Origin of the sequence: Aquicoccus sp. (assembly GCF_041686535.1) — a bacterium.
In the GTDB taxonomy this organism is placed as follows: domain Bacteria; phylum Pseudomonadota; class Alphaproteobacteria; order Rhodobacterales; family Rhodobacteraceae; genus Aquicoccus.
Genome location: NZ_JAWLDS010000095.1, coordinates 1 through 11,110 on the forward strand (window position 1 = coordinate 1; position 11,110 = coordinate 11,110).

General features: G+C 63.5%; 12 protein-coding genes. 2 read left to right on the top strand and 10 right to left on the bottom strand.

Annotation, left to right across the window (positions count from 1 at the left end; translation table 11 throughout):
• The first annotated feature begins 363 nt into the window (after positions 1–363).
• On the top strand, positions 364–621 hold the full coding sequence (locus ACESL9_RS14885; protein WP_372675088.1) for a hypothetical protein: 258 nt from the start codon (positions 364–366) through the stop codon (positions 619–621).
• A gap of 50 nt (positions 622–671) precedes the next feature.
• On the top strand, positions 672–950 hold the full coding sequence (locus ACESL9_RS14890) for a hypothetical protein (protein WP_372613752.1): 279 nt from the start codon (positions 672–674) through the stop codon (positions 948–950).
• 82 nt (positions 951–1,032) lie between these two features.
• Here the strand turns inward: ACESL9_RS14890 and ACESL9_RS14895 are convergent, their stop codons facing one another.
• The 10 genes from ACESL9_RS14895 to cpaB all read right to left on the bottom strand — a co-directional run.
• Positions 1,033–1,527 (bottom strand): prepilin peptidase, encoded by a 495-nt coding sequence (locus ACESL9_RS14895; protein WP_372613750.1) that lies wholly within the window; start codon positions 1,525–1,527, stop codon positions 1,033–1,035.
• Positions 1,528–1,542: 15 nt separating this feature from the next.
• On the bottom strand, positions 1,543–2,403 hold the full coding sequence (locus tag ACESL9_RS14900; RefSeq protein ID WP_372613748.1) for a tetratricopeptide repeat protein: 861 nt from the start codon (positions 2,401–2,403) through the stop codon (positions 1,543–1,545).
• A gap of 53 nt (positions 2,404–2,456) precedes the next feature.
• The gene (locus ACESL9_RS14905) at positions 2,457–3,032 is read right to left on the bottom strand and encodes a tetratricopeptide repeat protein (RefSeq protein WP_372613746.1); all 576 of its coding nucleotides are present in this window, start codon (positions 3,030–3,032) and stop codon (positions 2,457–2,459) included.
• A gap of 201 nt (positions 3,033–3,233) precedes the next feature.
• On the bottom strand, positions 3,234–4,208 hold the full coding sequence (locus tag ACESL9_RS14910) for a type II secretion system F family protein (protein ID WP_372613744.1): 975 nt from the start codon (positions 4,206–4,208) through the stop codon (positions 3,234–3,236).
• 19 nt (positions 4,209–4,227) lie between these two features.
• Positions 4,228–5,196, bottom strand: coding sequence for a type II secretion system F family protein (locus ACESL9_RS14915; protein WP_372613742.1), 969 nt, complete (start codon positions 5,194–5,196; stop codon positions 4,228–4,230).
• A 5-nt stretch (positions 5,197–5,201) separates the two neighbouring features.
• Positions 5,202–6,665 carry a CpaF family protein gene (locus ACESL9_RS14920; protein WP_372613740.1) on the bottom strand — a complete coding sequence of 488 codons (1,464 nt, stop codon included), beginning with the start codon at positions 6,663–6,665 and terminating at the stop codon, positions 5,202–5,204.
• Between the two features lie 14 nt (positions 6,666–6,679).
• Positions 6,680–7,933, bottom strand: a complete 1,254-nt coding sequence (locus ACESL9_RS14925; protein ID WP_372613738.1) for a CpaE family protein — start codon at positions 7,931–7,933, stop codon at positions 6,680–6,682.
• 353 nt (positions 7,934–8,286) lie between these two features.
• A complete protein-coding gene (locus ACESL9_RS14930; RefSeq protein WP_372613736.1) occupies positions 8,287–8,943 on the bottom strand; it encodes an OmpA family protein in 657 nt (218 codons plus the stop codon).
• A 22-nt stretch (positions 8,944–8,965) separates the two neighbouring features.
• On the bottom strand, positions 8,966–10,393 hold the full coding sequence (locus ACESL9_RS14935) for a type II and III secretion system protein family protein (protein ID WP_372675089.1): 1,428 nt from the start codon (positions 10,391–10,393) through the stop codon (positions 8,966–8,968).
• Between the two features lie 219 nt (positions 10,394–10,612).
• On the bottom strand, positions 10,613–11,110 hold a 498-nt coding region (cpaB, locus tag ACESL9_RS14940), incomplete at its 5' end, for a Flp pilus assembly protein CpaB (protein WP_372675090.1).

Here is an 11,110-nt window from a genome sequence, read left to right on the forward strand (position 1 = left end):
CGCGCAGATTCGCCCCCGAAACCTGTAACACCGCTCACGCGCGGGTCAGCGCGGGGGGCCTGGCGGCCGGGTGCGGGGGGCGGACCGGGGGGGCGGGCGATCACGTTTGGCAGGATTTTCGCCAACGCCGCCGTGATCCGTGAGTGATGTTTCAGAGGCGGTCTTTTGGTTGCCTTTCAACCCATTGATAAAAAACTGTAAAAACACCTTTTCGAAAGCCAGGGGCACAACGCTGCGCGGCCCTCGCATCCGCGCACGGCGCGGTGAGCGCAGGTGTTTTGTAATGCACCCCGGCAAGGCGCATCCTGGGTGCAGATCAAGACAGATCGACAAACAGACCAAGCAACCCGAAAGGAACACGACATGAAACTCGCACTCGCAACCCTCGCCACCACCATCGCCCTCGCCACCGGCGCCTCGGCCATGGTCGGCCCCTACGAACGCGCCGTGAACGAGAACCAGGCCGGCCTCTTTACCCAGGGCGCACAGGCCCGCACCGGCGTCGAGACGCAAAGCAACAGCCCGAACGCAGAATACGCGGTCGGCAACGAGAAACAGGTCACCGTGTTCTCGGCCGACACCAACGCCCAGACCCAGTTCAACGGCTATGAGGGACGCTGACCCCCTGCGCTTGCGGACAAACCCAGAAGACCCCAGGAAAGGAACAGCACATGAAACGCGCACTTGCGACCCTCGCGACCACCGTTGCGCTCGCCACCGGCGCCTCGGCCATGGTCGGCCCCTATGAACGCGCCGTGAACGAGAACCAGACAGGCCTCTTCACTGAAGGCGAGAAGGCGCAGGCCCGCTCCGGCGCCAGGGCCGGCACCAACAGCCCGGCCGCGGGACATGACGGAAACGGGAAGATCACGATCTTCCGGCTGCGCAGCGGCAAGGCCGCGTCGAGCCTTGCCACCGATGTGCCCGGCAGCCCGTCGTCGGGCCGTTGAACCCGCCGCGCAAGACAGCAAGACGCCCGGCCGCCGCGAGCGCGCCGGGCTTTTCGCAGCATGTGGCCCGGGGCCGGAATGGTCAGCTTCCGTAGAAGATGCCAAGGCCGAGATAGATCGCAAGGGTGGCGCCGAGGCTGAGCCCCATCGGGAAGTCCCAGCGACGGTGCCAGCTTTCCCAGCCCGGGGCGAGGCGGCGCAGGGGTGAAATCCTGACCAGGCGGTGAGTGACGAACGCGGCCAGCAGGTTCGCAGCGAAGAGCGCCAGCAACAGCCGCAGATCACCCAGCGCGACAAAAGGGGCGGCGGCGGCGGCGAACTTGGCATCGCCCGCGCCGACCATGCCGGCCGCATTGAGGAAAATGCCGATCCCCAGCAATATGACGAGCTGTGACATGCGCCACAGGAACAGGTCCCATGGCATCAGGAACAGCCCCAGCCCCAGAAAGACCAGCACAAGCGCCATCACGGCCTTGTTGGGGATGCGCATGGTCGCCATGTCGGACCAGGCAACCCAGAGACAAATCGGCCAGACGAGGGGTGCGAACCAGAGCGCGTTTTGGGCCGAAAGATCCATGATTGCCGACAGACCCTAGTTGCTGACGTTCGATTCAAGCGCGCGCAGCGAGCGGACGGCGGCCTCGAAATGCTGGGGATGCGTGTCGACCGCCTCGCGCAGGAGGCCCTTGCCGATCTCGACATCGCCCTGCTTGATCGCGGACATTGCCAGCGTATGCAGAAGCTCGGCGCGCTCGGTCTGTTCCATCGGCATCACCGGAAGGTTGTAGTTGCGTTGCGCGCCACGGGCCAGGACCATGTTGTTCTTGGCGGTGAAGAGCTTCCTGTCCTGTTTCAGCGCCTCGGAGAACAGGCGCTCGGCCTCGGAATAGTCGCCGCGCGTGAGCTTGGAATAGCCCCAGTTGTTGAGCAGGCCGGCAGGTTTGGTCGTCAGGCCCGCCGCGATTTCATAAAAGCTGTCGGCCTTTTCCCAGTCTTCCTCGGAATCGGCGACCATCGCTTCGAGCCGATAGCGTTTGAAGGTCTCGTGGGTGGGCGGCACCGCATCGAGCGTGGCCTTGGCGCGCTTCCAGTCGTCAGTGCGAATGAGCGCATCGGCCAGGCCAACCTTGTCCTCGTTGGTGGCGCCCTCCATCTCGACCAGCTTTTCATAGGCCGGGACCGCCTCGGACGGGCGCTTGGCGCGGATCAGCGATTGCGCAAGCCCGCGTTGCAGGTCGGTGCGGTCGGGTTGATCATCCGTGGCGCGCTTGAAATAGGTCACGGCCTCGTTGGGATCGGCCACGCTCAGCATGATGTCGTTGAGGTTGCTTTCGTCAACCACGTTGACGTTCTGCATGGCGCGGTTCACCTCGTCGCTATCGGCGTTCTTGTCACATGCCGCGAGGAATGCCGTACCCGACAGGCACAGGAAGAGAATCTTGAACTGGCGCATGTTGCCTGCGTCCTTTTGCTGCCTCGGCCTCGTCGTTTTTTCCGGTCCCGTTCTCATGGAATCTGGCGGATCAGGTAATCGCTGCTGCCCCGCCGGACCAGTTTGTAGTCTTGTTGCTCGCCCTCATCATAATCGGGATTTTCGATTTTTGCGAGGGCCAAGCGCAAATTGTCGCGAATTGAGTCACTTTCGCCATTGTCGAGCGCGTAGGCGCGGCGGAACATCTGGCTCGCCTCGGCGAAATCGCCTTTTTCCATCAGCACCACGCCGAGATTGTTCCAGGCCTCGGGCACGGCCTCGTCGGTGCGGATCGCGCGGCGCAGGAGGGTCTCGGCCTGTCCGAGGCGCCCCAGCCCGAGATTGGCCGAGCCCAGCGCCGCGAGCACGTCGGGGGTGAGGCCCTGTTCGCCGGCCGCGCGGGTGAAGGCTTCGAGTGCGAGTTCGTGTTCGCCCGCCTGCATCAGGCGGTTCCCGACGGTGAGCCCGTCCACCGATTCGGCGCGGGGGTCGGTGCCGGGCGCGAAAGGGCCGTCACCGTCAGGCCCGGTCTGCGGCGCGCAGCCCGGGAGCGCGAGCGTCGCGGCAAGCGCGGCCGATGCGATGAAGAGGCGAAGATGCGGTCTGCTCATGGTTCCGAACGGGGTCGGTGCTGTCGTTGAGTGCCTGTCTACGACAGGACCGCGGCAATGCTAAGCGATTTCACCGTGCCGGGCGCGGGATTGGCGGTGACCGGCGCGTTACTGCATCACCCGGACGGGGGCGGGCATCGGGATTGTGGAATCTGCGTTTCTGAAACCCCGGTTCGCCCGCCGGCCCGGTCGCGACCCGCCTCAGGGTCCCGCCATGTTGCCCAGCTGGGTGATGCCGTGGACCGACGGACCCACGAGGATGATCAGGAGCGGCGGCACGGTCAGCAGCATCGTGGCCAGCGTCATCTTGGTGGGCAGCTTGTTGGCGGCCTCTTCGGCGCGCATCACGCGCTTGTCGCGCATCTCGCTGGCAAAGACGCGCAGCGCGTCCGAGATCGGTGTGCCGAAGGCCTGGGACTGCACCAGAACGGTGGTAAAGCTCGACACGTCCTGCACCCCGCAGCGTTCGGCGAGGTCGTTGAACACGGTCGCCTTGTCCTTGCCGGCCTTCATCTCGAGCGCGACGATTTCGAATTCGTCTGCCAGGGCGGGAAAGGAGGGGCGGATCTCCCGGGCGACGCGGATGATCGCCTGGTCGAGCGACTGGCCCGCCTCGACGCAGACCAGCATCATGTCGAGCGCGTCCGGAAACCCGTTGGTGATTTCCTCCTGCCGGGCGCCCTGGCGCTTGTTGACCCAGTACTTGGGCAGCAGATACCCGGCGGCGCCGGGGCCGAGGATATAGAGGATGGTCTGCTGGGTCGTGGCCTCGGCGCCGGATTTGAACGTGACGAAATAGGCCACCCCGAGGAAAAGGAAGAGAATCCCCAGTGCGAATTGCGCGAAGTGGAAATAGCGCACCGCGTCGCGGTCGCGATAGCCGGCCTGCAACAGCTTGAGCTTGATCCCGGCCAGTTCTTCCTCGCTTTTGGGTTCGAGGAACGAGGCGTATTTCTCGAGCTTGTCATTGCGTTGCTTGGCGCGGAGCTTTTCCTTGGACTCGAGCCTGCCGCGGGGTTTCTTCTGTTCCTTCTTGAGCTTTTCGAGCGGGTCCTCGCGCTTGGCGAGAAACATGGGCAGGGTGAGCAGCACCATCACCACGCCCAGCATGCCCACCGCCATCAGCGGGCCCATCGGTCCGAGCGCGTCCACCAGCATATCGTTGATACCTTGCATCGTGAAACCCTTTCGCGGCTCAGACTTTGATGTTGGTCAGCCAGCGCATGACGATGAGATTGAGTGTCAGGAAGCCGGCGACGAAAAGACAGGCGGGAATGAACCAGGGATGGTCGAGCACCTCGTCATAGTAGTTCGGATCCAGCACGTTGATCGCGATCAGGGCGACCACCGGGAAGCCCGAAAGGAACTTGCCTGACCATTTCGCCTCGGCGGTGATGGCCTTGACCCGACGGAAGAGGCGGAAGCGCGAGCGGATCACCTTGGCCAGACCGGCGAGGATCTCGGCGAGGTTGCCGCCGGATTGCTGCTGGATAGTGACGGCAACGGCGAGAAAGCGCAGATCCTGAAGGTCGATGCGTTCGGCCATGTCCTTGAGGGCCTCGCCCATGTCGCGGCCATAGGCCGACTCGTCGGCGATGATGCCGAATTCGGTGGCCAGCGGGTCCTTGACCTCTTTCGAGACGATCTGCACGGCCGAGGAGAACGGATGCCCCACCCGCAGCGAGCGCACCATCAGCTCGACCGCGTCGGGGAGCTGTTCCTCGATCATGGCCATGCGTTTGTTGGCCTTGGAACTGACCCAGAAATAGACCCCGCCGACGCCCATCGCGATGGAAAGGGCGGCGCGCAGGGGGACCGAGGTTTCGGTGCCGACGGTCATGCCCAGGAAGGCCAGGCCCGACAGGCCGACCATCAGCATGATGAGCTGTCGGGGGGTGAAGGCGATCGCGGCCTTCTGCGCCTGCGAGGCGAGCAGGGAATAGAGCGGGATGGAGCGCGAGCGCATGTGCTGGCTCATCTCCTTGCGCAGCTTTTCCATGACCTCTTCGCGGTTGGTGCCCTTCTGGAGCATTTCGAGCCGGCGGTTGACCCGGCTGTTGAGCGAGATCGACTTGCCGAACACCGTCAGGTAGATGCCCTCGACAAGCACGAGAACACCGATGAAGATCAGCCCGTAGATGATGAGCTCTGCACTGATGGCCATGGGTGTTACTCCGCTGCGATGGGTTCGAAGATCGAGGGCGGCAGGTCATAGCCCCAGAGCCGGAAGCGTTCGGAAAAGTGCGACCGCACGCCGGTGGCCGTGAAATGGCCGATGATCTTGTTTTCGGGGGTGAGGCCGACGCGCTGGAAGCGGAAGACCTCCTGCATCGAGATGACGTCGCCCTCCATGCCGGTGATCTCGGTGATCGAGGTCATCCGGCGCGAGCCGTCCTGAAGCCGGTTGGCCTGCACGATGAGATTGACGGCGCTGGCGATCTGCGAACGCACGGCCTTCAGCGGCATTTCGATGCCGGCCATGGCGATCATGTTCTCGAGTCGCGAGATGCCGTCGCGGGCGTTGTTGGCGTGGATCGTGGTCATCGAGCCGTCATGGCCGGTGTTCATGGCCTGGAGCATGTCGATCACCTCTTCGCCGCGTGTCTCGCCGACGATGATGCGATCGGGGCGCATCCGCAGCGCGTTCTTGAGACAGTCGCGCGGGCTCACCTCGCCCTTGCCCTCGACGTTGGGCGGGCGGCTTTCCATCCGGCCGACATGGGTCTGCTGGAGTTGAAGTTCGGCCGTGTCCTCGATCGTGAGGATGCGTTCGGCATCGTCGATGAACGAGCTGAGCGCGTTGAGCGTGGTGGTTTTACCGGAACCCGTCCCGCCCGAGACGATGATGTTGAGCCGGCAGGCCACCGCGGCCTGGAGATAGGCGGCCATCTCCTCGGAAAAGGCACCGAAGCGCACCAGGTCGTCGATACCGAGCTTGTCCTTCTTGAATTTGCGGATCGAGACCAGCGACCCGTCGACCGCGACCGGCGGCACCATCGCGTTGAAGCGCGAACCGTCGGCGAGGCGGGCGTCGACATAGGGGTTCGATTCATCGACGCGGCGGCCCACGGCCGACACGATCTTGTCGATGATCCGCATCAGGTGGCGCTCATCCTTGAAGGTGATATCGGTCAGCTCGAGACGGCCATCGCGCTCGACGAAGATCTGTTGCGGGCCGTTGACGAGGATGTCGTTCACGCTGTCATCCTGCAAAAGCGTCTCGAGGGGCCCGAGACCCTTGACCTCGAAGTAGAGCTCCTTGTTGAGCTGGGTGCGGTCCTCGCGGTTGAGCACGACCGCCTTCTGGTTCAGCACTTCGTTGGTGATCTCGTTGATCTCGGCGCGCAGATCCTGTTCGGACGCGGTGTCGAGCGCGGCAAGGTTGAGGTTTTCCAGAAGCTCGCGGTGCAGCTCGAGCTTGAGCTCGGCCATGCGTTCCTTGCGTTTCTGTTCCTTGTCGGCGGTGGCAGACCGGGCCGGGACCGCGTTCTTTTGCCGACGCAACGAGGCGGGCGCATCGGGTGCACCCCCGGCGCCCGGCGTGGTTTGCTTTGGCAATTCCGCAATCTTGCCCTTCGGCGCGGCGCCCGCAGGTTTGCCGGGATTTGCATCTTTCTTGTATCGCGAGAACATCCTGGTCGAGCTCCTCAGGCGGCTTCGGCTTCGTCGCGGCCCAGTTCGTGCAGCGATGATGCGAGTTTGGCGATTTCCTTGCGCAGCGGGTTCTTGGCCGCCGCGTTGGCCAGTGGCAGACCGTGATCGGCGCCTTGCGTCACCGGCTTGCCGCCGTCGGGAAGTTGCACCTCGATCGAGATGTCGAGGCTTTCGGCGAGGCGCTTGACGCGGGACTTGCCGTTGAGATCGGTGAATTTCGGCCCGCGATTGAGCACGTAGCGCAGTTTCTCGATCGGCAGGTCCTCGGCCTGGAGCGCGCGCTTGACGCGCAATGCGTTCTGCGCCGAGCGCATGTCGAGTTCGAGCGTGACGAAATAGATCTGGGCGGCGTTCAGTACGGATTCGGTCCATTGCACCATGGTCGAGGGCATGTCGATCAGCACATAATCGAAATGGCGGCGTGCGCGGTCGAGCACGGCGTTGACATCGGTCGAGGAAATGATGTCGAGCGGCAGCATCTCGGAGGGGGCGGTGAGCACCGAGAGCTTGTCCTCGAAGGTCACGAGTGCCTGTTTGAACACGTCGTCATCCATGCCTTCGGTGTCGGACCAAAGCTCGAAGATGGCTTCGCGGCGGGGCAGGTCGAGGAAGGTGGCGACCGAGCCGTATTGCAGGTCGAGGTCGATGAGGCAGACCTTGGGCGGATCGGTCTTGTCGATGGTGGCAAGTTCCCACGCAAGGTTGACCGCGAAGGTGGTCGCGCCGGTCCCGCCGGCGAGCCCGTGCACGGCCAGCATCACGCCGTCGCGATACCCGGGGGCGGCGCGGCCGACCGGAGCGGCCGCGGCCTGGGGGGGGGCGACGGGCTCGGGAATCTCGGGCTCCCGCAGACGCTCGATCGCGGCCTGCAGTTCGTTTTCGGGAAGCGGGTAGGGGACGAATTCGTCGGCCCCCTGGCGCAGGAGCTGATGCAGGGCGGCGGGGCTGACGTCTTCGGCAATCAGGATGACCTTGATGCCCTTCTGCTTGGCGGTCTCGATGATCTCGCCCAGCATGACGAGCTTTTCCTCGTCGCTTTCGTCGATGGCAATGGCAATGAATTCGAGCGCTTCGGCCTCGGGCTGGCTGAAGAAGGCCATCGCCTCGGTGAAACCCAGGTCGCCCCATTTGTCGCCAAGCGCGGCCTCCATGTCCTCGATCAACAGGTCGAAGTTCTGCACGTCGCGACTGATCGTGCAGGCCAGAACCGGGCTGAGATCAGTTTGCAGATTTTCGTTATCCGTCATTGCCTCATGTCCTTTTATGGTCGGCCGTCCGCCTTATGCTCTGGCGGCAGGTTGCAGGGGGGTCCCGTCGCCCGGATCGGCCATGCCCCGTGTTATTCGGGGAAGACTCGTTCAACTGGGGGCAATTTCACTGGAAATCGGGGCAACATTAGGGCCAAAAGATCGTAATTGTGCGGTATCATGAGACGATCGCGGCCATTCGGGCGGATCGTTCATGATTTATCACCCACAACGGCAAGGCCGCGAAGCACACTCTTTTTTTGGTTGTTTTCCCGCGAGATAGGGGGAATCGCCGCGCTCTTGCGCGGCTGGACATCGCAGCCGGCGGCGATGCGGTCACGGGGTGGACGGGATCATTCCGAGGCCTGGAAGTCCGAGCCGGAGATGCCGCTCAGCCCCGTGGGCGACGTGGCGCTTTCGACATACTCGCGATAGACCACCTGAGCATATTTGCCGTCCATCACGTTGGGATGGTTTCGCAGGAAGCCCGTCACCTCGGTGACGGCGCGGCGGTTGCGACGGTCGCGGCTTTCGGTGGCGATGACCGGCCTGGTTTCGCCGAAGGATGCGACGGCTTCGAGCCGCGAACGTGATATGCCCTCGCTGGAAAGGAAGGCCACGACGGCCTGTGCCCGGCGCATCCCGAGCTGCTTGTTGTAGGCGTTGGAGCCGGGTTTGTCCGCATGTCCATAGACGCGGAACCGCACTTCGGGGAACTGCCGGATCCATTGCGCCTGCTGGCGCAGCGTGTCGCGGGCCCCGGCATCGAGCTCGGCCGAATCGAAGGCGAAATTGATGGTCGAGGGCACTTCCTCGGAGAAGCGCTTGGCCAATGAGACGACGAAATCCTTTTCGCCCGACATGATCTGGGTGTTGTTCATCGTGGCGTTGCCGAAATGGCCGCCATCTATGTCCGATCCCGCCTCGCGGAAGAATGATTGCCCTGCGGGGTCATCCGCCGAGCACCCGACGAGCGCCAGAAGCGCGATGGGTGTGATGAGAAGTCTCATGGTCGAATGCCCCTGCATTACCTCAGTCCATTACATAGCCATAGGAGCCGTTGAAATCCTGCTTGGCCACCTCGCCGGCGGCGCCCTGGGTCGGGCGGCGGGCGTCACGTGCCACGATACCGTTGAGGAAGAGATCCTTCTCGCTTGGTGGCCTGATCCGGTCGGTCGGAAGGGCCAGCGCCTCGCCCCGGGTCGGCGTGACGAGGTGGGCGGTGATGATGATGACCAGTTCGGATTGTTCGCGGCTGTAATCGGCCGAGCGGAACAGAGCGCCCAGAACCGGGACATCGCCCAGCCACGGCACCTGACCGTTCATGTCGCGGAAATCGTCCTGGAGGAGGCCGGCGATGGCGAAGCTTTCGCCGTCGCGCATCTCGACCGTGGTCGAGGTTTCGCGGCGCCGGAAGGCATCGACCGAGAAATTGTTGAACGTGGCGCCGTTCGAGGGGTCGATCGAGCTGACCGCGGCGTCAAGTTCGAGGTTGATCAGATCGCCATCGACCACGCGCGGGATGAAGTTCAACTCGACCCCGAAGGGTTTGAACTCGATGGTGACCGTGCCGCCCTCCTGCGCGACGGGGATCGGGTATTCGCCACCGGCGAGGAATTTCGCCTCCTGTCCGGAGAGGGCGGTCAGGTTGGGTTCGGCCAGCGTGCGCACGACGCCCTTGGACTCAAGAGCTTCGAGCAGAACGCCGACCTCGACCGAGCCGGCATTGAAGCCGAAAACCATGGCGCCGTTGTTTTCCGACACGTCCGGTACATTGCCGCCAAGGGAATTGGCGATGGCGCCGGAATTGTTGTTGGTGTTGGTGCCGCCGTTCACGCCCAGCCCGCCGCCGAACATGTCGCCGTTGAGCGCGAGCGAGGTGGACAGCGATTTTGACACGGAGCGCTGCATCTCGGCGAAGCGGACCTTGAGCATGACCTGTTGCACGCCGCCGACGCTCATCAGGTTCGAGACGCGTTCGGGCGCGTAGCGTTCGGCCAGGTCGAGCGCGCGTTGCAGTTTCTGGGCAGAGGAGACGGTGCCCGACATCACGATGCCGTCATTGGCGGTGCGCACCTCGATCTTTTCGTCCGGCAGGATCTGGCGCAGGCGTTCCTTGAATTCGCTGATATCGGCCGAAACGCGCACGTCGACATTGGTGATGAGCTGCCCGGCGGCATCGAGAATCGTGAGCGTGGTCAGCCCAGGCGCCTTGCCCAGCACATAGATCGTGCGGTCGCTGAGCGAGGAAATATCGGCGATCGAGGGGTTCGCGATGCTGAGTTCGGCAAATGGAACCTCGCTCTCGACCACGATGGCCCGGTTCATCGGCACGCTCAGGTCGGCCGACGTGCCGCGTTTGACGACCTTGAGTTCCTCCGCCAGCCCGACGTCGGGCAGATGCGCAAGCCACAGTGCCAGACCCGTCAAGGCCGCGGTGAGAAAACTGCTCTTTTTCATAGTGACCTGCCTCTCCGATCACGCCTCGGTTTTGGGGTCTTTGCGCCCTCAATTGTCCGGACAATGCGTCAATTTCGCTTTTTTTGCAATAATCAATGGCTTCCGTGCCTTCTTTTATGTGGACAACCCGCAACAGGCGTGTGGCCGGGCCGTGTTCATGACAAGGGGGCACCGGTGCGGCACCCCCTTCATATGGTTGATCTTCGTGGCCCAGCCCCATCAGTTGGTGCAGGGTATCGGGATTTCGACCACTTCGCCCCCCTTGCGGGTGCGGATCGTGCATTCCTCTTTTTCGACCGTTTTCTCGGGTTCCGGCGCCTCGATGATGCCCAGAAGGCTGTTCTGGTCGATCTCGATCTGTTCGGAAATGGTGTCGTCGTTGTTGCCGACGAGGGACAGCGAGAGACGCCCGCTCGACTGGGCCTGTTCCAGCCTGGCCACCTGTTTGGGGCGCACGGCGACGGTGACGGTGCGGGCGATTTTCGCCTCCGCGGCGTCGACATTGGCGGATTGGTCGATGGCGATGATCTTGACCCCGCTCTCGATCATCTTGGTCACCTCGCGGTTCGTCCGGTCGCCCCTGACCTGGCCGGACCAGTAGATATCGACCGTGTTGCCCGGGCGCAGGAAACCCGAGACGCCCGAGGCGACATCGACCTTGATCGCGAAGGCGCGCATGCCGCGTTCGAGCAGCGAGGTGATGCCGGCGCTTTCGCC